A 22,027-nucleotide genomic window follows, 5' to 3' on the forward strand; every position below is an offset into this window, starting at 1 on the left:
ATAAGGGGCAAAAGCCCCCGAATTATCTAAGTTTGTCAAAATTCACTTCAGGACAGATTCTGTCAAAATGGTCAAGAAGGGCATTGCCTATGAAAGTCACAAGATTGATGACCCCCTCATACCCCATTATCGGATAGCGGTGAAGATTGAATCTGTCCATTATAGGAAGCCCTATTCTTACAAGGGGAAGGTCAAACTCCCGTGCATAATACTTAAGATCACACGGCCCTATGAGAATATCCGGCTTCTCCTCATACATGAGAGAACGAAGTTGCCACAAATCCATTCCTGCATAAGCCTTACATCCTTTTCCAAATTCGGAGGAATCAAGAAGCGCCTGCATCTCTTTCTGCCACTTTTTGGTTCCGTTTGTGGAAACCACATAGTAAGGTTTAGCACCCATCTCAAGCAAGAACTTTGAAACACCGTAAACTATATCAGGGTCTCCAACCACAGCAGCTTTAACTCCGTGAAATCTCTGATAAGCATCTGTCATAGCATCAAGAGCTATTCCTCTCATCTCTTCTATTTCTGGCGGAATCTCCTTCCCTGTCATCTCAGAAACAGTCATAATAAACTTATCTGTAAACTCAACTCCTATAGGCATCTCCATAGCCTGTAAAGGTTGCTTCCACTTGTTCTTTATAAGCTTTGCGGTTTTCTTAAGGGAAAATTTCCCGATAATCACTGAACCCTTATTGTTAACAGCGTTTTTTACCTCTTCAAGAGGAGTTCCACCAGGATACATCTCAAACTTACCGAGGGGATAATCAAACGTCCTTGACCAGTCCGGAACAAACGTATAATCAACCCCCATTGTGTTAAGGAGCTTTTTAACTTCCTTTATATTGGCAGTGTAAGGGTCAAATCCTGGAATCACATTTATCTTTTCGGTTTTTTCCTCTTTCGGTTCGGCAAGCTGCTCAAGGATAGCCCTTACCATACTGTCGTAACCTTCAACATGGGAACCAACAAAAGATGGAGTGTTTGCATAAGTGATGGGAAAATCTTCAGGAATGGAACCTTTCTGTTTTGCTCTGTTTATAAAAGCCTTAAGATCATCTCCGATAACCTCCGCCATACAGCTTGTAAAAACGGCTATATGCTTTGGTTTATAAAGAGTGTAAGCGTTCTGCAATCCCTCAACTATGTTTGAAAGCCCGCCAAATACCGCCGCATCCTCGGTCATAGAGGAAGCAGCTTCCATAACAGGTTCTCTGAAATGCCTTGTAAACTCAAAACGGAAGTAGGAAGCGCACCCTTGCGAACCGTGACAGTAAGGAAGTGTTCCTTCTATACCAAGAGCAGCAAGAAGGGCACCAAGAGGCTGGCACGCCATTTCAGGGTCTATTTTTATCGCTTCCCTTGAAAGGTTTTTCTCCTTATACTCTTTACTTTTTGTGTATTCCCACACCTCTTCAAGTGAACTAAATCTTTCAGGCAGTTCCCACCACGGCTTATCTCCAAGCTCTTCCATAGTAGTGTTATACGACCACATATCGTATATGGAAATCTCCTCAGGGACACTGTATGAATCAATACCATTTCTCTTTTTTTCAGCCATCTCTACACCTCCATCTCTTTCTTCCATGGTGCTTTCACATACTTCCAGGGAGCACCGTTAACAGCCATATCCATATCCCTCGCAAGCCTTAAAAATCCAAGAATTCCGTGGTAAGGTCCCGAGTAATCCCAAGAGTGCATCTGACGGAACGGAATCCCCATCTTCTGGAACACATACTTTTCTTTTACACCAGAACCGATAAGGTCAGGTTTTAAAGCCTCAACAAATCTATCAAGCTCATATTGGGTCACATCATCATAGATAAGAGCACCCTCTCCAAGTTTCGGATAGGTTTTCTCATAATCATCATCGTGAGCAAACTCATAACCTGTTCCGATAACAACCATACCAAGGTCTTTTTCAAGAGCTTCGGCAACGTGCCTTGGACGAAGCCCTCCCACATAAAGCATCACTTTTTTTCCTTCAAGACGCGGTCTATACTCTGCTTTAACCTTTTCAACAAACGGAGTCCATTTTTCTATAAACTTTTCAACATTCTCCTTAATTTTGTCATCAAAGAAATTTGCTATATCTCTTAAACTCTCAAAAGTATCTGTCGCTCCTATAAAGTTTGATTCGTAATAGGGTATTCCGTACTTCTTCTCCATACTTTTTGCAAAATACTGGGTTGACCTTGCACAGTGAACAATAGTCAACTTGGCATACTTTGCCTTAGGCCAATCCCAAACATTTGGATCGGTAGGAAAACGGGCAACGACCCTGAGTCCTATAGCCTTAAATATCTTTAAAACCTCCCAGCCATCACCACCGATGTTGTAATCACCTATATAGACAACATCGTAAGGACCCGGCTCCCAGTCAGGGTCTAAATCTTTTGGTTCATATCTTTCAACTATCCAGTCCCTCCACATATCGTTTGCTATATGGTGACCGAGAGACTGAGATACTCCTCTGAATCCTTCACAGTTATAAGGAACTATCCACTTCCCGGTCTCTTTCTCTTTTTTCCTTGCAACACTTCCTATATCATCACCGATAAGACCTACAGGACATTCTGAAAGAACACTTGCTCCCTGAGCAAGAGGAAACATCTCAAAAAGCTCATCAAGAGCTTTATCAAGTTTTTTATCCCCGCCGTAAACAACATCCCTCTCCTGATAGAATGTTGTGAAATGAAACGTTACAAAGTTATTAAGTCCTCTTTTCCCTGTAGCGTAGTTCCTTCTGGTTGACCAGGAGTAGTGACCGCATCCAACAGGTCCGTGAGAAATAGGTATCATCCCTTTAATCTGACCTACAAGAACACCCTTACAACCTGCGTAAGTACATCCTCTTGAAGAGATAACACCTGGACGGCACTTTACATTTGATATAACTTTATTCTTACCTGACGGGTCGTTAACAGCTAAGTGCTTTGCTCTTTCTTTTCGTGCTTTTTCTGGATATGCACTTAAAGTATCTTCAATAAGCTTTGCGGCAAAGGTAGGGTCAAGAACCTGCCTCTTCTCCATCATTTACCTCCTCATCTTTATCAAGGGGGGTAGCCCAAGGGCTACTCCCTGCTTACTGTTTAAGTTTTGGATCTGTCGGCTCGGCTGCTCCTTCAACATCAGCTTCCATAATTCCGTACTCAATAAGAAGCTCTTCAAGCTCATCAACAGTTAAAGGCGTTGGAATAACAAGCTTTTCATTTTCAACTATTTTCCTGGCAAGAGTTCTGTATTCATCGGCCTGCTTTGAATCTGGAGCATATTCAATTACTGTCATCCTTCTTAGTTCTGCGTGCTGAACGATGTTATCCCTTGGGAGAAAGTGAATCATCTGTGTACCAAGCTTTTCAGCAAGGGCAGAGATAAGCTCGTCTTCTCTATCAACCTTTCTTGAATTGCAGATAAGACCGCCAAGTCTAACTCCACCTGTTCTGGCGTATTTCAAAATACCTTTGGAAATGTTATTAGCCGCATACATCGCCATCATCTCACCGGAAGTAACAATGTATATCTCTTCTGCTTTACCTTCCCTGATAGGCATGGCAAAACCACCACACACAACATCACCAAGAACGTCATAGAAAACAAAATCAAGGTCTTCTGTATAAGCACCTTCCTCTTCAAGGAAGTTTATGGCTGTAATAACGCCCCTCCCGGCACAACCAACTCCAGGTTCTGGACCACCTGACTCAACACACTTAATCCCAAAAACCCCTGTAAGAAGCACATCTTCAAGTTCAAGGTCTTCAACAGAACCCGCTTCCCTTGCAAGATCCATAACTGTAGCCTGAGCTTTTGCATGAAGTATTAGACGGGTTGAATCGGCTTTAGGGTCACAACCAACTATCATACAGTGGTAGCCCATCTCTCCAAGAGCTGCAACAGTATTTTGAGTTGTTGTTGACTTTCCAATACCACCCTTACCGTATGTAGCACACTGTCTCATCCTCTCAAGTTTTGTTGGCATTTTTTTACCTCCTCAAATTTGTTTTCCTGTTTTTCTAAGTAGCAAACAGGATGCCAAATCTGGAAGGATTGAAAATCAAAGGAAATTAAAAGTTTTGTCTAACAAAAGACAAAATTTTGTAACATTTCTTACAATTTGAAAGAAACTCTGTAATATCCGCAACAGAAGACAAAGTTGACTTCACAATAAATTGAAAGTTCCCCATAGTTTAGAAAATCAGAACAAGCAGAGTCCAGATAATTTCAAGTTTTTGGAAACAGTATCTAACTGTTAAAAAACTTTTATATCAGCAGGTTTTTTAAAGGTTTTCCAAAATGAGAAATTGACTTTAAAAACATTTCAGGAAATTTTTATGCAAAACCGTTATTCCCTTGCGTGAAAAAAATTATCTCCTTAGTAATTACGCCAAACCTATACTTCCCTCCCACCTTGAAAGCATTTCTCTCAAATGCCCTTCTTGAAAATGTAGCATTAAAAATAACCCCTCCAGGCGTTTCAATAAGACAATCAACACTTACCCCCTTAACAATCACTCTTTTTATAAAAGCCTCAAAAGTATTCCCTTCACACATTCTTCCAGGACAAAAAGCATAAGACGGTATGGCAATCTCAATCTCCTCGGTAAATATCGGTTTATCAAGACCAATTCTTATATCTTTTAACTCCAAAACTGCCTTGCCATCGGAACTTTTAATAATCTTTGCCTTAAAAATATTCTTGATTCCCAAAATAGAGGCTACTTCCTTAGAAATCGGCAATTTCAGAACACTATGAACTGGTCCTTTTTGTAAAACTTTCCCATTTTGATAAACAATTATACGGTCGGAAAGTGCTAAAACCTCATCAATATCATGGGAAACAAGAACAATGGGAATTGAAAAAATCTCTTTTACCTTTAAAATCTCCTCATAGAGAGCCTCTTTAAGATTTCTATCAAGGGCTGAAAAAGGCTCATCAAGAAGCAGAATTTCAGGTTCATAAACAAGCGCCCGCGCAAGAGCAACTCTCTGTTTCTGACCACCTGAAAGAGTATCCGGTTTCCTATCTTCAAGACCATCAAGGTGAAAAAGCTTTATAAGTTTCTCAACTTTTCTCCTGTCCCTGTTACGCAGCGGAAAAGCTACATTCTCATAAACAGTAAGATGGGGAAAGAGTGCATAATTCTGGAACAGATAACCTACCTTTCTTTTCTGGGGAGAGAGATTAATCCCTGTTTCAGAATCAAAAAACACTTTATCGTTTACGACAATCTGCCCTTCATCCGGAGTTAAAAGACCTGCAATAATGCTTAAAGTCAAACTTTTTCCAGAACCGGAAGGAGCAAAAATCGCTGTTATACCATCAGAAAGCTCAAAAGAAACATCTAGTGAAAAATCTTCCAGCTCCTTTTTAACGGATATAAAATTCACTTCCCCTTCTCCGAAATTCTGTTAACAAGGAAAATGACTGAAATTGAAATTACAGCTGTCACAACTGTTAAAAAATTGGCCTTTCTAAACTCAGCAGAAGAGACCGCCGTATATATCTCAAGAGGAATAGTATTTGTTTTAAAGGGAATATTACCTGCTATCATAAGAGTTGCACCAAACTCTCCCATAGCCCTTGCAAAAGCAAGAATTAAACCTGAAAAAATTCCTCTTTTTGAAAGAGGAAGAACAACCTTAAAAAACGTTTCAATTCGCCCCTTGCCAAAAATGTAGGAAGCTTTTATAAAAGTTCTATCAACAGCGTCAAAAGCTGCCTTCGCACTTTTAAAAAAAAGGGGGAAGGAGGCAACAAAAGAAGCAAGAACTGCACCTTTCCAGTTAAAAATAAATGAAAGATTAAAAACTTTCTCTAAAACACTACCTAAAAAAGCGTTTCTTCCGAAAATAAGAAGCAGAATATATCCTGTAACTGTAGGAGGAAAAACAACCGGAAGCATCACAACAGAGTCTAAAAATGTTTTACCTGCAAAATTTTTTAAGGAAAATAGATACGCCAGCGGTAAACCTAAAATAAAAACAAAAATTGTTGAAACGAAAGCCACCTGAAGAGAAAGCTTTATGGAAAAAAGGGCTTCTTGATCAAGAACCATCACTCCTCCACAGGTTTAAACCCATACTTGCGCAGAATACTTTTCTGTTTCAAGAAAAAAGAGAAAAACTTTTCAGCTTTAAAAGGATGCTCTGCACCTGAAACAACTGCAATAAAGTAAGCTATCGGTTTATGAGAGTTTTCGGGGAAAGTATAAATTTTTCTAACCTTATTTTTCGCTCTCATATAATCGGTGCGGTAAACAATCCCGGCATCAGCATTTCCCGTCATAACCCAAAAAATAACTTGATTTACATCTTTCCCGAGAATCAACTTATCTTTCAAATCCCTCCACAAACCAAGATTTTCAAGAGCCTCCTTTGCATACCTTCCGCAGGGGGCAAACCTGTAATCCGCTATAGCAATTGCTTTCGCTTTTTTCAAATTTTTAAAAGAAAAAAGAGAGCTATCAAGTGGTGTTATAACAACAAGCTCATTTGAAGCAAACACCTTAACATCTTTTAAAAGATTCTTACTGTTAAGAAACTTTATCCATTTAGAAGAAGCGGATATATAAACATCAACAGGAGCTCCGGCAGCTATCTGCTGTGCAAGTTTTCCAGAAGAAGTAAAGTTTTTCACTACTTTTACTCCGGTCTTTCGCTCAAACAGAAGGGATATCTCATTAACAAGCTGCTGTGTGCTTGCTGCGGCAGAAACAACTATTTCAGAAGCGAAAGCCCCTTTAAGACAAAGTAGCACGATTAAAAAAGGGAAAAACATTCTAAAAACTATTTTAAACATCTCTGCACACCTCCCAGGAAAATTTCAATCCTGTAAATCTGGAAAAGTAATTTCTCTTTAAAACCTCCTCCATAACAGCTTCTCTAACACTCCCTTCCGTTTGAACAACAGATATTCCACATTCTTTTAAAAGAGTTTCTGGAAATTTCCCTACTCTTTTTGTTATAACCACCCCACAATTTTTAAAAACTCTGAAAACATCTGTTATAACACCGAAATCATTTAGAAAAAGCTGATTATAAGTACCATTAACCTCCCTAACACCGCAAAACTTCCCGGTCAAACTATCAAAAAGAAAAACTTTTTTAAAAGAACCAAAATGGGAATCAACAGTTACCCCATCTGAAGAGGTTACAGCAATGAATCTTCCCTTAAACTCATGCTCCTTTCCAGGCACTCCAACAGCATCCGCCCTGCAACTTTTACAGTGTGTCATAATCTTAAGACCTATCTCTTTAGCTCTTTCCCTTACCTTTAAAAGCTGCCTCTTTAACGGAGGTTTTCTTACTCCCCTTTCCCAGAAAACCGTTCCTTTAACCGGTATCAGAGGAATAATATTCACATAAGAAACACCCAGCTTTTTAAGCTCTTCCAGCATTTCACATATATGAAAATCATTAATCCCGGGAATAAGAACGATATTCACTTTAACATTAAAACCATAAGTCAGCAGCGCTTTAAGACCATCCATCTGCGACTTAATAATAACTTTTGCCATCTCTCCACCTTTATAAACCTTCCCATCCTTGACCACAAAAGAGTAAACTTTCTCAACTATATCTTCAGAAATACCATTTATGGTAACGGTCACAAAACCAACACCAACAGATGAAAGCCACTTAACACTCTCTAAAAGATTTATCCCGTTTGTGCTGAGACACAGATTAACATCAGGATAAACCTGTTTTATAAGCGTAAAAGTGGCTCTTGTCTCTTTCTGATTTGCAAGTGGCTCTCCAGGACCGGCAATCCCCGCCACAGATATATTCCCCAAAATCTCTCTGTAAAAAGCAAACCTTAAAAGAGCCTCTTTAGGAGTAAGAAGTCTGCTTGTAACCCCGGGCCTTGACTCATTTAAGCAGTCATACTTTCTATTACAGAAATTACAACCAAGATTACACTCCTTAGCAACGGGAAGATGGATACGCCCTGATTCGTGAGATTTACTAAAACATGGATGTTTCATAACAGTCCTCCTTCTCTAAAATCACCAGTTAAATCATGTGAGAGCAATAACCGTGCCATTAGAAAAATCCAGGAATCCCCTTAAAAACAGACGCAGAATCTGTTGTTTTTATTACAAACTGTAATACAGATGACAAATTGAAACAATTTAAACCTTGGTAAAACCGAAATATCCCCTTCTTCATCTGGCACACTTTTTGCTTTTTTCTTCTATTAGAAAACTTTAAATGGAGGGCAAAAACGATGAGTGTTCTGGTAAAAGATGTATCAAAATACGGCTGGGAACCTGAAACTTTTGAAAAAATTAAAAAACACCTTTTCCCGGGAATCGTTTTAGAGGTTGACAAAGGACATTTCAACTCCTCTATACTCGTAAAAATGAAAAAGCGAGGAAAGGAACTTCTCTTTTCTGGAATGGTATCAAACAAAGTAGTTGAAAGAATGGGACTTAAAAAAGGAGATAAGGTTTATATTCTGATAGAACCTAAAACAGAATCGTTCACAATCTTCAAGAAGGACTGACAATATGTATAAAAAACTACAGGTTGTAATTCTTTTTGTCATCTGTGGAGAGAAACCATGACAGGAAAAATAAAAATTATTGACACCACTTTAAGGGACGGATTACAGGCTCCCGGAATATATCTCTCATTTAAACAACGTATTGAGATAGCAAAACTCCTTAAACTTGCAGGAACAACAGAGATAGAAGCTGGTATTCCGGCAGCCGGAAAAGAGGAAAGAGAATATCTTAAAGAGCTTGTTGAAACACTGCAGGACGAAAACTTCACTGTTTTAACGTGGAACAGAGGAAAAATAGAAGATATAAAACATTCCATTGACTGTGGAACCACCGCGGTTAACATCTCTTTTCCTGTATCTGACATAATGATTGAAGGAAAACTTAATAAAAACAGAAAATGGATTGTTAACAATCTTAAAAGATGTATCGGTTTTGCGAAAAAACACAATCTGTTTGTCTCAATCGGATGTGAAGATGCAACACGGGCGGATATTCTGTTTCTAACAGAGTTTATTAAAACAGCCCAATCAGAAGGAGCTGACAGAATAAGGATAGCAGACACAACAGGATGTTCCCATCCTTCCTCTTTTAAGCAACTTATAGAAAGGGTAAAGGTATATACCCTTTTGCCTGTTGAAGTTCATACACACAACGACTTTGGACTTGCAACAGCCAATGCAATAGCAGGTATTGAAGCGGGTGCTGAAGCGGTAAGTGTTACAATAAACGGAATAGGTGAGAGAGCGGGAAATGCTCCATTTGAAGAGGTTGTAGCCATCCTTCACTTACTCCTTAAAAAGAATACAGGGATAAATCTCAAGATGCTAAAGAGACTTTCTTCAACCGTTTCTGTGTTTACAGGAAAATCCATTCCGGAAGATAAACCGATTGTTGGAAAAAATGTTTTTACCCATAAATCGGGAATCCATATAGACGGTATTTTAAAAAAAAGCGGAAATTACGTATATATTAACCCTGAAGTTATTGGCAGAGAAAATAGATTTTATATAGGATATTACTCAGGAATAAAAACGCTGGAGAAACTTGTAAAAAAAACAGGCATAGATTTAACGGTAGATGAAATTGAGAAACTGCACGAACTTCTCTTTGAAACGGGAAAAAGCTTTACAATAGATGAATTAAAAAGCTTTATATTAAAACAAAAAAATCAGGGCAGGTTTAAAAATGAAAAAAGAGGAACGGCTAAATTTAATAATGAACCTTATCTACAACACTGCCAAAATGATAAATGGATATGAAAATACAGATAAAGCTTTAAAAACTATTACTTTCAGACTCGGAGCGGAAATAAACTGTGAAAGAATTTACCTTCTAATAAAGGACCCTATAAGCAATGTCCTGACAGGCCGTTACGGATTCAACATATCAGATAAAGAGCTCTCCCGCCTCTCATACTCCATAGGTGAAGGAATAATAGGCAAAACGTTTAGAACAGGATTACCATCTTTCATTCCTGACATATCAACCGAGCCGGAATTTTTAAGAAAATTAAGAGGCGGAATAAAAGAAGAGGACAAAGGATTATCTTTTATCTGTATCCCTGTTAAACACAGAAAAAAAATTGTTGGAATTATAGGTGTTGAATTTAAAAAAGAGAACATTCCACTCACAATAAACGAACTGACCACCCTGATGAAGATGGTTTCCGACATAATAGGAGCGGCGGTTAACAAATATGGAAAACTAAAAGCGGAAAATGAACTTCTTAAAACGGAAAACATAAGATTGAAAGCCGAACTTGAAACAAACTACCAGATAGACAATGTGGTGGCAGTAAATAAACAGATGCAGAAAATTTTAAAAGATGTAAAGAAAATTGCCCAGACCGACGTAACTGTCCTTTTAAGAGGGGAAAGCGGAACGGGGAAAGAGGTTCTTGCAAAAGCAATCCACTTTAACAGCAGAAGGAAAAATAAACCTTTCATAGCAATAAACTGTGCCGCTCTTCCTGAATCTCTCATAGAAGCTGAACTTTTCGGATATGAAAAGGGAGCTTTCACAGGTGCATCATCTCTTAAAAAAGGAAAATTTGAACTTGCAAACGGAGGAACAATCTTCCTTGATGAGATAGGAGATATGCCTTTTGAACTTCAGGCAAAACTTTTAAGGGTTCTTCAGGAAAAAGAAATCACCCGTCTTGGCGGCAATAAACCGATTAAAGTTGATGTCAGAATAATAGCTGCAACAAACAGGAATCTTGAAAAAATGGTCTCTGAAGGAAAATTCAGAGAAGACTTATACTACAGACTTTCTGTAGTTTCCATATATATTCCGCCTCTGAGAGACAGGAAAGATGATATACCGGCACTTACAGAGTTTATACTTCAGAAACTTTCAGAAAGACATAAGAGGAAATTTTCCATTGCTCCTGAAACCTTCTCTCTCCTTATGAAATGCGACTGGCCCGGAAATGTTAGACAGCTTGAAAACTGCCTTGAAAGAGCTGTAATATTTTCAGACTCAAACACACTTAAACCTGAAAACTTTCCATGTTATGAAGGAAAACCCTGTCCTCTATCATCTATTATTCCATTTGGAAGCAGAAAAACAGAAACAGGAAGAGAAGTTGAATCCGCTGTTTTAATTCAGAAAAGAAAACCTTTTGAAAAACCGTCCCCGGAAGAGGAAAAACGTTTAATAGAAGATGCTCTCAGAAAAACCGGATTCTGCCAGGCAAAAGCTGCAAGATTACTTGGTATGACTCCACGCCAGATAAACTACAGAATAAAAAAATACAATATCAAAATTCCAAAAATTTAACCCTACCAGTAACCAAGTATTGAACCGTTAAGCAAAACCATAAGCAGTATTCCTGCAACAAGAAATCCGGCATCAACTTTCCTTACATATCCCAATTTTTCAACAATCCAACTTCTTATTCCGTAAAGTCCGTGATAAACCATTGAAGAAACAAAAATGCAGGCTGCTACAGGAGAAGAGGGATAAATCTCATAAACAAAAACAAACGGAGTATGCATTACAAAAAGATGAGAAACAACAAAGAAAGGAATAAGAACTGCCGTTAAAATGTGAAGAATGTAGAAAAACTTTTCAGCCCTCATAAGAGCCTCCAGTAGTTAAATATATTTTTGTTGAATTTATTTATTGTTTTATAAACTCGCAAGCTATCTGATATAAAAAAAGCCGGGACTTTTCCCGGCTTACATAGTGTATATTCACATAAAAACTCTAACCAAACCTTCCTGTAATATACTCTTCAGTAAGCTTCTCATGAGGTTTAACAAACAGCTGGTCTGTTTTATTGAACTCTATAAGTTCACCAACATACATAAACGCAGTATAATCAGAAACCCTTGCCGCCTGCTGCATATTATGGGTAACTATAATTATCGTAAGCTTCCCTCTAAGATCTGCTATAAGCTCCTCTATCTTCATGGTTGAAATTGGGTCAAGAGCTGACGTTGGTTCATCAAAAAGGAGCACTTCAGGTTCTACAGCTATGGCTCTTGCAATACAGAGTCTCTGTTGCTGTCCACCGGATAATCCAGAAGCCGGCTGATTTAACCTATCTTTTACTTCATCCCATAAAGCAGCATCTTTTAAAGCTTTTTCTACCCTATCAGCAAGTTCTGTCCTATTCTTTATTCCCTTAAGTCTCAATCCGTAAGCAACATTATCAAAAATACTCATAGGGAAAGCTGTTGGTTTCTGGAAAACCATACCTATACGGCTTCTGAGCTTTATCAAATCAACATCCTTATCAAGAATATTTTTTCCCTCAAAAAGTATTTCTCCTTCATACCTATTACCTGGATAAAGATCATGCATACGATTGAAACACCTTAAAAGTGTGGTTTTCCCACATCCGGAAGGTCCTATAAGCGCGGTTACTTTGAGCTCTGGCACATCAAACGTAATATTTTTAAGAGCTTTATGATCTCCGTAGTAAAAATTAAGATTTTTAACCTGCAATTTCGCCGGTTCTGATATTTCAACAACGTAACTCAAGGTATCCTCCACATTCTTTTATTTCTTAAACTTCCACTTAGCAAAAGCCCTTCCAAGAAGATTTAAGGATAAAACTCCGGCTGTTAAAAGAATAGCAGCCGCCCAGGCAAGCTTCTGCCAGTAATCATAGGGACTCATTGCATAATCGTACATTGTAACTGTTAAAGAAGCCATCGGCTGTGTCATATCAAAAGTTAGAAAGTTATTATTAAAGGATGTGAAAAGAAGCGGAGCTGTTTCACCGCCAATCCTTGCAACTGCAAGAATCACTCCCGTAACGATTCCTGTCATTGCACTTTTAAAAACAACAGAGGTTATAACTTTTGATTTTGTAGCACCAAGAGCATACGCAGCTTCTCTCAGCTCTTTCGGAACCATGTTGAGCATGTCATCTGTTGTTCTAACTATAATTGGCAACATCATAATGGCAAGAGCAACAGAACCTGAAATTCCCATAAAATGTCCAAGAGGTTCAACCATGATAGCATAAACAAAAGTACCTATAACAATAGAAGGCACACTCATAAGAATATCTGAAATATCCCTTGCCATATTTGCAAGCTTTGTCCCTTTACCGTATTCTGCAAGAAAGGTTCCAGCAAGAATTCCTATAGGAACTCCTATAACCACAGCAACGGAAACAATAAGAATTTGTCCGATAATTGCATGTCTTAAACCACCTGTATTATCGCTTGGTGAAGGAGGTGGTCCAACTATAGCTTCCCAGGAAAGAGAAGAAGCACCTTTATAAAGCAAGGTACCAAGTATCCATATAAGCCACAGGATACCAAAAAGAGCTGCCAGAGTAGAAAGAACCATTATTATATTATTTACAAGCTTCCTTCTTTCAAAAGCGTCCACTATCTACCCCTCTCAACTTTTTTAAGAAACACAAATTTCCCGATGGCAATAATAATAAAGCTCATTATGAAAAGAATAAGGGCAAGAAGAAATAAACTTGAAAGGTAAATTTTAGTATCTGCCTCGGCAAACTCATTTGCAAGAGTAACAGTAATTGATGTTGCAGGTTCAAGAATTGAGCGGGGTATCACAGGATTATTACCCATCACAAACGTAACAGCCATCGTTTCTCCCATAGCTCTTCCGAGGGAAAGGATAATTCCACCTATCACTCCAAGTTTTGCGTAAGGAATAACAACATCCTTCATAACATCCCACCTTGTTGCACCAAGGGCATAAGCAGACTCTTTAAGTATAGGCGGAACCATATTAAAAGAATCTCTTGAAATAGCAGCAGTGAAAGGAAGAATCATAACAGCAAGAACAAGGGATGCTGTAAAAAGGCCTATCCCCGGAGTAAATCCTGCAAACAGTTCCCCTATCACAGGGATCTTTGCAACTGTTGCATGGAGAAATGGCTGAACATAGTCTCTAACTATAGGAGCAAAATAGAAAAGACCCCACATACCGTAAATAATACTTGGAATAGCTGCAAGAAGTTCTATCGCTGTTCCAATAGGAGTCCTCAAACTGTTTGGAGAAATCTCCGTAAGAAAAATAGCAATTCCTATCGCAACAGGAACGGACAAAACAATGGAAATAATGGTACTTACAATAGTACCATATATCGCCGGCAATCCCCCGAACTCCTCAAGGGGAGGATTCCACTCTTTTGACATTATAAAATTAAAAAAGCCGAACTTATGAATAGCAGGTGCTGCTTCCTTATAAAGGGCAAATCCTATAGCAAAAAGAGAAACAACAACGATTAAAGTTGAAGCAAGCGCCAGATATTTAAAGATGAGATCTCCCATGTAAATCCTATTCTTTCCTTCCATAACTCCTCTCTAAACTGCGAATTTTCCGAATATCCTTAACAATTAACACTTTTTAGTATACCAACTTGTATTTCTAAATTCTATGGAAATTTTGTTAAGAAAACATACCGTTTCCTTCACACAACCACAAGAAGCTATAATTTTAATCACAAGCATAAGTTAGGGAGAGAAAACAGCATGAAGATAGGTAAAGGAGATTTTGTTCACTTACATCTTCACTCACAATACTCAATATTAGACGGTGCAATAAAAATAGAAGAGATGGCTAAAAAAACAAAAGAGCTGGGAATGCCAGCTGTTGCAGTCACAGACCACGGAAATATGTTCGGATCCCTTGAACTTTACAATACATGCAAAAAATATGAAATAAAACCTATCATAGGCCAAGAGTTTTATATAGCTAAAGGCTCCCGTTTTGACAGAAAGGAAGCAGGAGAAAAGGGAAGCTACCACCTCGTCCTTCTTGCAAAAAATGAAAAAGGCCTTAAAAACTTAATGAAATTAAGTTCAATAGCATTTATTGACGGCTTCTACTACAAACCAAGAATAGACAAGGAGGTTCTTGAAAAGCACAGCGAAGGATTAATAGCTCTCTCAGCATGTATTCAGGGTGAAATCCCTCTCCTTTACCTGCAGGGAAAAAAAGAAGAAGCTGAAAAAGCTGCAAAGTGGTATAAGGAACTTTTTGGAGAAGACTTTTATCTTGAGATCCAAGACCACGGAATGAGAGAACAGAAAATAGCCAATAAAGGAGTTATAGAGATAGCAAGAAAACTTGATATAGACCTTGTAGCCACAAATGACGCTCACTATCTCAACAAAGAAGACTGGGAAGCCCATGACATTCTCCTCTGCATCCAGACAGGAAAAAAGCTAAAAGATGAAAAGCGAATGCGATTTCCCACAAAAGAGTTTTACTTTAAAAACGGCGAAGAGATGCTCAGAATTTTTAAAGAAGTCCCTGAAGCAATTTTAAACACTCTCAAAGTAGCAGAGAAAATTGACATAAACCTTGGAAACTCAGAATATCACCTTCCAGAATATCAGATTCCAGAAGGATATACCTACGAAACATACCTTAAAGAACTTGCCGAAAAGGGACTTGAAAAAAGATTTGAAGAACTTGGCATAAAAGATGGCGAAACAAAAAGAAAATACAAAGAAAGGCTTTATCATGAGTTAAAAATTATAAACGATATGGGCTTTCCGGGATATTTCCTTATTGTATGGGACTTTATCAACTGGGCAAAGAAAAACGGTATTCCTGTCGGACCCGGAAGGGGTTCAGCCGCCGGTTCTCTTGTAGCCTATGCAATAGGAATAACAGATATTGACCCTATCAGATTTAATCTTCTCTTTGAACGATTTCTGAATCCTGAAAGGGTAACAATGCCGGACATCGATGTTGATATCTGTCAGGATGGAAGAGACCGGGTCATCCAATATGTAAGAGAAAAGTATGGAAATGATAAAGTATGCCAGATAATAACGTTTGGAACATTGAAACCAAAAGGTGTAGTAAGAGATGTTGGAAGAGTTCTTGATATTCCTTACGGTGAAGTTGACAGGATAGCAAAACTGATACCAAACGACGCAAAAACGATAGAAGATGCGCTTGAAAAAGCCCCGGAACTTAAAGAGCTTGTTGAAAAAGAGGAACTCTACCAGAAAATGGTAAAAATAGCATCAAAACTTCAGGGACTTACAAGACAAACTGGTGTTCACGCAGCAGGTGTCGTTATCACCCCGGAAACACTAACAAACTTTATTCCCCTTGCAAGAAGTAAAGAAGGTGACATAACCACACAGTATGAGATGGGACAGGTTGAAAGTCTCGGCCTTCTAAAAATGGACTTTTTAGGGTTAAAAACACTCACCATAATAGATAAAACAGTTAAGCTTGTAGAAAAAACAAGAGGGATAAAAATAGATCTGAAAAAACTTCCCCTTAACGATGAGAAGACATATCAACTTCTTCAGGAAGGAAACACCGTAGGTGTGTTCCAGCTTGAATCTCCCGGAATGAGAAATTTAATGAAAAGATTAAAACCTGAATCCATAGAAGACATCGTTGCCCTTGTTGCTCTCTATAGACCTGGACCTTTAAACTCAGGTATGGCAGAAAGTTACATAAAAAGAAAACACGGAGAAGAGCCTGTTGACTACATATTCCCTGAACTTGAACCGTATCTTAAAGAAACCTACGGATTATTTATCTACCAGGAACAGATTATGCAGATAGCAAACGTCCTTGCCGGTTACTCCCTCGGGGAAGCGGACCTTTTACGCCGTGCCATGGGTAAAAAGAAAAAAGAGATAATGGAACAACAGCGAGAAATCTTTGTTAAAAGAGCTGTTGAAAGAGGCTATCCAAAAGATAAAGTGGAAAAGCTTTTTGATGATATTGCAAAATTTGCAGAATACGGTTTTAACAAATCCCACTCAGCAGCTTATGGTTACCTTGCATATATAACAGCTTATCTGAAAGCTCACTTCCCTCAAGAACTTCTTGCAACAATGATGTCCATTGATTATGACAACGCAGATGAAATAGTTAAACTTACAAAAGACTGTAAAGAAAACGGTATAGAGATACTACCGCCTGACATAAACAAAAGCGCAGCAAAATTCACAATAGAAAATGGAAAAATAAGATTCGGGCTTGCAGGAATAAAAGGAGTGGGAGAAAAAGCAGCTGAAGCAATTGTTCAGGCAAGGGAAAAAGAAGGAGAATTTAAAGACCTCTACGACTTTTGCGAAAAAGTTGATATGAGACAGGTGAACAGAAAAGTGCTTGAAGCCCTTATAAAAGCCGGAGCATTTGACTCAACAGGATACAACAGGGCCACACTTTTAAACACTCTTGATAGAGCTATGGCTGCAGCTCAGAGCATCCAGAAAACAAAAAGCAAAGGCTTAATGAGTCTTTTCGGAGATGAAACCCCTGTTATTCAGAAAGAGTACAACGAAACAGAAGAGTGGCCAGAAAGGGTAAAACTTGAATATGAAAGGTCTGCCATAGGCTTTTACCTATCGGGACATCCACTTCTTGAATACCTGTCTATAGTCCCGTTTAAATTTGACACATCCTCTCATAAAGATGAGTGGAAAGATGAGCAGGAAGTAACGATAGCAGGTGCCATAACAGGAGTTAAAACAAGAAGAACCCAGCGGGGAGAGATGTGGGCAAACGTGGAAATTACAGACCTTGAAGGTGTGCTTAACGTATTAGTATTTCCAAATGTTTATAAAGAAATATCTGAAATCCTGACCGAAGGTAATGTGGTAATAATAAAGGGAACTGTTAGAAAGGAAGAGGGAACTGTATCCATCATTGCAAAAGAGATAGGAAGATTTGAGAAAAAGATAGCAGAAGTCGTAAACAGGATTGTACTGAAAATAGACGGTGGGAAACTGGACGATCAGTTGCTTGAAAGATTAAAGAGTTTTCTCCTTGAAAACAGCTCACCAGATGGAAAACCGGTAATTATAGAACTTAAAAACAACGGCTATATAATACAACTTCAAACACACCCGGATTTTTCTGTTCCTATAGATGCAGCAACAATTAGAGGTTTAAAAAAGTTAATAGGAGAAAAACAGATAAAAATCGTTTAAAAGGAGCTTTAAATGGCTGTTTTGTTAGAATTTGAAAAGAAAGTAGAAAGATTGAGAAGGAAAATAGAAGAATTGAAAGAGAAAGGAAAACACGACCCTGCTGTGATAAGAGAGATAGAGGAAAAGTTCAAAAGAAAAATAGAGGAGTTTTACTCCAACCTAACTCCGTGGGACAGAGTGCTCCTTGCAAGACATCCAGACCGCCCTCACGCAATAGACTTCATAAACAATGTTTTCAAAGACTTTATAGAACTTCACGGGGACAGACACTGCGGTGACGGAAAAGCTATAGTTGCAGGATTTGCACAGTTTAAAGGTATTCCTGTATGCGTAATAGGACAGGAAAAGGGCAGGGATACAAAAGATAAAATCAGACGGAATTTTGGAATGCCGACTCCTGAAGATTACAGAAAAGCGTTAAGAGTTATGAAGCTTGCAGAGAAATTCCGAAAACCGATAATAACCCTTGTTGACACCCCCGGAGCTTTTCCCGGTATAGAAGCAGAAGAACACGGACAATCTGAAGCGATAGCAAGAAATCTTCTTGAAATGGCAAAGCTTACAGTCCCTGTTGTAAGCGTTGTTATAGGTGAAGGGGGAAGCGGAGGAGCCCTTGCAATAAGCGTTGCAAACAGACTTCTCATGTTTGAAAACGCCATCTATTCTGTAATCTCCCCTGAAGGGTGTGCAGCTATTCTCTGGCAGTCGCAAGACAAAGTAAAAGAAGCAGCAGAAGCCCTAAAATTAACGTCAACACAGCTTAAAGAACTTGGAATAGTAGATGATATTATTCCTGAACCCCTTGAAGGGGCACATAAAGACTACAAATTCACATTCCAGAAATTTGAAGAATATGTATCAAAACACCTAAATGACCTTTTAAAGATGTCACCACAAGAGCTTAAAGAGGACAGATATCAGAAATTCAGAAAAATAGGGGCATTCTAAAATTTCTATTGACGGCTATTCAGATTTCAAATATATTACCAACGACAACTCACCTTCCCCGATTCAGAGAGGGGTGCCCTTTAAAGGGTTCTCTCTGAAGATGACGGGATGGGAGGCTAAACCACAAAAAGGAGGAAATTAGATGTCTGAAGAGATTAAAAACACACAGCAGACAGAAGAACAGAAAGAAACTGAAGTAAAAGAGGTTGAAACAGTAGAAGCTGAAAAGCAGGAAGAAACATTCAAACCAAGACCGAAAGGCTCAAGAATCACGATGAAGGAACTTCTTGAAGCAGGGGTTCATTTCGGCCACCAGAAAGAGAGATGGAACCCCAAAATGAAGAGATTTATCTTCACAGAGAGAAACGGAATCCACATTATTGACCTTCAAAAAACACTCAAATACTTTGATGAAGCTTACGATTTTGTTGCCGACCTTATAGCAAACGGCGGAACAATTCTTTTCGTGTGCACAAAGAAGCAGGGACAGGACATTGTTAAAGAAGAAGCTGAAAGATGTGGAATGTATTACATCAACAAGAGATGGCTTGGTGGAATAATTACAAACTTTGAAACAATAAAGAAAAGCATTTTCAAATTAAAAATGCTTAAGAAGATGGAAGAAGAGGGAATCTTTGAAAAGCTTCCAAAGAAAGAAGCTATGAAACTGAGAAGAAAAAAAGAGAAGCTTGAAAAGTATATCGGTGGAATTGAAAATATGAAGAAAATTCCAGACGCTCTCTTTATCGTTGATGTTGTGAGAGAAGAGAACGCGGTAACTGAAGCAAGAAAAGCTGGAGTTCCAATTGTTGCCCTTGTTGACACAAACGCTGATCCAGATCTTATAGATTACCCAATTCCTGCAAACGATGATGCTATCAGGGCAATAAGGTTATTAACATCAAGAATAGCCGATGCTGTTCTTGAAGGAAAAATGAGAAGAGACGCAATTAAACTTGCTGAAGGCGAAGAGTTTGTTGAAGAAGAAGCTGAATTTGTTCCAGAGGAGGAATAATAATGGCCGAAATTACAACAGAAAAAATTAAAGAACTAAGAGCAAAAACAGGAGCCGGTATTGTTGACTGTAAAAAGGCTCTCCAGGAAGCTGACGGAGACATAGAAAAAGCTCTTGAAATTTTAAGAAAGAAAGGAGCAGCAAAGGCTGCCAAAAAAGCTGACAGAGCAACTGCTGAAGGAATCGTAGTATCCTACATCCACGCAGGTGGAAAAGTTGGTGCCCTTGTAGAAATCAACTGTGAAACAGACTTTGTTGCAAGAACAGATGACTTTAAAGCACTCGGCCATGAAATAGCAATGCAGGTTGCTGCAATGAATCCTAAATATGTAAGTAGAGAAGAAGTTCCTGCCGAAATTATTGAAAAAGAAAAAGAGATTCTCAAAGAGCAGGCTCTTGCTGAAGGAAAGCCTGAACACATAGTAGAAAAGATAGTTGAAGGAAGATTAAACAAGTTCTATTCTGAAAACTGCCTCCTTGAACAGCCGTGGATCAAAGATGACAGCAAAACAATTGGTGACCTTGTGAAGGAATACATTACAAAGTTAGGTGAGAACATCAAAGTTAAAAGATTTTGCAGATTCGGAGTTGGGGAATAAGCCCCAACTCTTTTTTGAACCAAAAATGAGGGAAAAGGGAATGGAAAATCTTAAATATCGGAGAATCCTACTTAAACTCAGTGGAGAAGCTCTTCAGGGAGAGAAAAACTACGGAATAGACCCAGAGTTCTTGGGAAATCTTGCAGATGAGATTGAAAAAGTTGTAAAGCTTGGAGTAGAATTGGCCATAGTCATAGGCGGTGGTAACATTTTCCGCGGAATGAAAGGCGCCACACAGGGAATGGACAGGGCAACTGCCGACTATATGGGAATGCTTGCGACGGTTATGAACGCTCTTGCCCTTCAAGATGCTTTGGAAAAAAGAGGTCTTAAAACAAGAGTTCTCTCGGCTATTGAAATGAGGGAAATCGCAGAACCTTACATAAGAAGAAGGGCTATAAGGCATCTTGAAAAGGGAAGGGTGGTTATATTCGCCGCAGGAACAGGAAATCCATTTTTCACAACAGATACTGCAGCCGCGCTGAGAGCTGCTGAAATAAACGCAGATATACTCCTTAAAGCAACAAAAGTTGATGGTGTTTATACAGCAGACCCTATGAAAGATAAAAATGCTGTAAAACTTGACAAAATATCGTATAAAGATGTTATAGTTAAAGGTATAAAGGTTATGGATTCTGCTGCCGTGTCCCTCTGTATGGAAAACGGAATACCTATAGTGGTGTTTGATGTAAGGAAGCCGGGTAATCTTGAAAAGGTTGTAAAAGGCGAAAATGTAGGTTCACTTGTTGAAGGGGAGGCATTATGAACGACCTGCTTAAAGATGCAGATAAAAGAATGAAGAAAAGTGTAGATGTTTTGAAAACAGAATTTTCCGGGTTAAGGACTGGAAGAGCTTCTACAATTTTAGTGGAAGATATCAAGGTGGACTATTACGGAACAATGACGCCAATAAAACAGCTTGCGCAAATTTCAGTTCCTGAAGCCACCCAGATAGCAATCCAGCCGTGGGATATCTCTGTTGTTCCAAACATAGAAAAGGCCATCAGAAACTCAGACCTTGGAGTTCAGCCTCAAACAGATGGAAATGTTATAAGGATAAACCTGCCACCACTTACAGAAGAGAGAAGAAGAGACCTTGTTAAAAAAGCGGGAAAAATGGCTGAACAGGCAAGAATAGCTATAAGAAACATAAGACACGAAATTATGAAAGAACTTGATAAAATGAAAAAAGAAGGTGGTGTATCTGAAGACGAGATAAAAAGGCTTAAAGAAGAGCTTCAGAAAATTACAGATAAATATATAAAACAGATTGACGAACTCCTCAAGAAAAAAGAGGAGGAAATTCTCACAGTTTAAGTAAGGAGGTAAGAAGATGGCTCATGTGATTGATTTGGAAGGATGCATCGGGTGCGGAGCATGTGCTTCTGTATGCCCAACAAACGCTATTCATCCTACAGATGACGGAAAGTACACAATTGTAGCTGAAGAGTGCATTGACTGTGGAGCATGCGTGGAAGTTTGCCCTACAGATTGTATCTCAGCCGAGTAAAAGGAAACTGGCAAAAGAGGGGAAGATTTCCCCTCTTT

The 22,027-nt window shown here is 38.7% G+C and carries 21 protein-coding genes; 10 read left to right on the forward strand and 11 right to left on the reverse strand.

The annotated features are described in order from the left end of the window. Window positions 1-22 precede the first annotated feature (22 nt). The 7 genes from nifK to CHB58_RS04120 all read right to left on the reverse strand — a co-directional run bounded on the left by nifK (window position 23) and on the right by CHB58_RS04120 (window position 7,988). Entirely contained in the window at window positions 23-1,564 is a 1,542-nt protein-coding gene (nifK, locus tag CHB58_RS04090) for a nitrogenase molybdenum-iron protein subunit beta (protein WP_219350071.1), read from the reverse strand. A gap of 2 nt (window positions 1,565-1,566) precedes the next feature. After that, the gene (nifD, locus tag CHB58_RS04095) at window positions 1,567-3,036 is read right to left on the reverse strand and encodes a nitrogenase molybdenum-iron protein alpha chain (RefSeq protein ID WP_089322840.1); all 1,470 of its coding nucleotides are present in this window, start codon (window positions 3,034-3,036) and stop codon (window positions 1,567-1,569) included. 52 nt (window positions 3,037-3,088) lie between these two features. Beyond that, a complete protein-coding gene (nifH, locus tag CHB58_RS04100; protein WP_089322897.1) occupies window positions 3,089-3,961 on the reverse strand; it encodes a nitrogenase iron protein in 873 nt (290 codons plus the stop codon). A 371-nt stretch (window positions 3,962-4,332) separates the two neighbouring features. Then, complete coding sequence (locus tag CHB58_RS04105; RefSeq protein ID WP_089322841.1) at window positions 4,333-5,391, reverse strand: sulfate/molybdate ABC transporter ATP-binding protein; 1,059 nt, start codon at window positions 5,389-5,391, stop codon at window positions 4,333-4,335. Further along, entirely contained in the window at window positions 5,388-6,059 is a 672-nt protein-coding gene (gene modB / locus CHB58_RS04110; RefSeq protein ID WP_089322842.1) for a molybdate ABC transporter permease subunit, read from the reverse strand. The genes CHB58_RS04105 and modB overlap by 4 nt, the downstream gene beginning before the upstream one ends. Then, window positions 6,059-6,802 carry a molybdate ABC transporter substrate-binding protein gene (gene modA, locus CHB58_RS04115; protein ID WP_089322843.1) on the reverse strand — a complete coding sequence of 248 codons (744 nt, stop codon included), beginning with the start codon at window positions 6,800-6,802 and terminating at the stop codon, window positions 6,059-6,061. Before modA ends, modB begins: the two co-directional genes overlap by 1 nt. Further along, window positions 6,795-7,988, reverse strand: a complete 1,194-nt coding sequence (locus CHB58_RS04120; RefSeq protein ID WP_089322844.1) for a radical SAM protein — start codon at window positions 7,986-7,988, stop codon at window positions 6,795-6,797. Before CHB58_RS04120 ends, modA begins: the two co-directional genes overlap by 8 nt. Window positions 7,989-8,230: 242 nt before the next feature. Between CHB58_RS04120 and CHB58_RS04125 the strand changes: the two genes are divergently transcribed. From CHB58_RS04125 to CHB58_RS04135, 3 genes are read left to right on the forward strand one after another with little or no spacing between them, the layout of a single operon-like run. Further along, window positions 8,231-8,509 (forward strand): hypothetical protein, encoded by a 279-nt coding sequence (locus CHB58_RS04125; RefSeq protein WP_089322845.1) that lies wholly within the window; start codon window positions 8,231-8,233, stop codon window positions 8,507-8,509. Window positions 8,510-8,566: 57 nt separating this feature from the next. Beyond that, window positions 8,567-9,769 (forward strand): homocitrate synthase/isopropylmalate synthase family protein, encoded by a 1,203-nt coding sequence (locus tag CHB58_RS04130; RefSeq protein ID WP_089322846.1) that lies wholly within the window; start codon window positions 8,567-8,569, stop codon window positions 9,767-9,769. Continuing rightward, entirely contained in the window at window positions 9,696-11,291 is a 1,596-nt protein-coding gene (locus tag CHB58_RS04135) for a sigma-54 interaction domain-containing protein (RefSeq protein ID WP_089322847.1), read from the forward strand. Before CHB58_RS04130 ends, CHB58_RS04135 begins: the two co-directional genes overlap by 74 nt. A gap of 2 nt (window positions 11,292-11,293) precedes the next feature. Here the strand turns inward: CHB58_RS04135 and CHB58_RS04140 are convergent, their stop codons facing one another. The 4 genes from CHB58_RS04140 to pstC all read right to left on the reverse strand — a co-directional run bounded on the left by CHB58_RS04140 (window position 11,294) and on the right by pstC (window position 14,299). Continuing rightward, window positions 11,294-11,593: a hypothetical protein gene (locus CHB58_RS04140; protein WP_089322848.1), complete on the reverse strand. Its 300-nt coding sequence runs from the start codon at window positions 11,591-11,593 to the stop codon at window positions 11,294-11,296. A 127-nt stretch (window positions 11,594-11,720) separates the two neighbouring features. Further along, a complete protein-coding gene (gene pstB, locus CHB58_RS04145; protein ID WP_245807333.1) occupies window positions 11,721-12,500 on the reverse strand; it encodes a phosphate ABC transporter ATP-binding protein PstB in 780 nt (259 codons plus the stop codon). An 18-nt stretch (window positions 12,501-12,518) separates the two neighbouring features. Next, the gene (gene pstA / locus CHB58_RS04150; RefSeq protein WP_089322849.1) at window positions 12,519-13,361 is read right to left on the reverse strand and encodes a phosphate ABC transporter permease PstA; all 843 of its coding nucleotides are present in this window, start codon (window positions 13,359-13,361) and stop codon (window positions 12,519-12,521) included. Further along, window positions 13,361-14,299: a phosphate ABC transporter permease subunit PstC gene (gene pstC / locus CHB58_RS04155; RefSeq protein WP_089322850.1), complete on the reverse strand. Its 939-nt coding sequence runs from the start codon at window positions 14,297-14,299 to the stop codon at window positions 13,361-13,363. The genes pstA and pstC overlap by 1 nt, the downstream gene beginning before the upstream one ends. A 177-nt stretch (window positions 14,300-14,476) precedes the next feature. On the opposite strand from pstC, the gene dnaE reads away from it, so the two are divergent. The 7 genes from dnaE to CHB58_RS04190 all read left to right on the forward strand — a co-directional run bounded on the left by dnaE (window position 14,477) and on the right by CHB58_RS04190 (window position 21,989). Further along, on the forward strand, window positions 14,477-17,917 hold the full coding sequence (gene dnaE, locus CHB58_RS04160) for a DNA polymerase III subunit alpha (protein WP_089322851.1): 3,441 nt from the start codon (window positions 14,477-14,479) through the stop codon (window positions 17,915-17,917). A 12-nt stretch (window positions 17,918-17,929) separates the two neighbouring features. Then, window positions 17,930-18,865, forward strand: a complete 936-nt coding sequence (locus CHB58_RS04165) for an acetyl-CoA carboxylase carboxyltransferase subunit alpha (RefSeq protein WP_089322852.1) — start codon at window positions 17,930-17,932, stop codon at window positions 18,863-18,865. 274 nt (window positions 18,866-19,139) lie between these two features. Next, complete coding sequence (rpsB, locus tag CHB58_RS04170) at window positions 19,140-19,880, forward strand: 30S ribosomal protein S2 (RefSeq protein WP_245807335.1); 741 nt, start codon at window positions 19,140-19,142, stop codon at window positions 19,878-19,880. A 2-nt stretch (window positions 19,881-19,882) separates the two neighbouring features. Further along, complete coding sequence (gene tsf, locus CHB58_RS04175; protein ID WP_089322854.1) at window positions 19,883-20,479, forward strand: translation elongation factor Ts; 597 nt, start codon at window positions 19,883-19,885, stop codon at window positions 20,477-20,479. 40 nt (window positions 20,480-20,519) lie between these two features. Next, entirely contained in the window at window positions 20,520-21,245 is a 726-nt protein-coding gene (gene pyrH / locus CHB58_RS04180; RefSeq protein ID WP_089322899.1) for a UMP kinase, read from the forward strand. Next, window positions 21,239-21,796, forward strand: a complete 558-nt coding sequence (gene frr, locus CHB58_RS04185) for a ribosome recycling factor (protein ID WP_089322855.1) — start codon at window positions 21,239-21,241, stop codon at window positions 21,794-21,796. Before pyrH ends, frr begins: the two co-directional genes overlap by 7 nt. A gap of 16 nt (window positions 21,797-21,812) precedes the next feature. Continuing rightward, window positions 21,813-21,989, forward strand: coding sequence for a 4Fe-4S binding protein (locus CHB58_RS04190; RefSeq protein WP_089322856.1), 177 nt, complete (start codon window positions 21,813-21,815; stop codon window positions 21,987-21,989). Window positions 21,990-22,027 lie beyond the last annotated feature (38 nt).

The sequence above is a fragment of the Desulfurobacterium atlanticum genome (assembly GCF_900188395.1).
GTDB lineage: Bacteria > Aquificota > Aquificia > Desulfurobacteriales > Desulfurobacteriaceae > Desulfurobacterium_A > Desulfurobacterium_A atlanticum.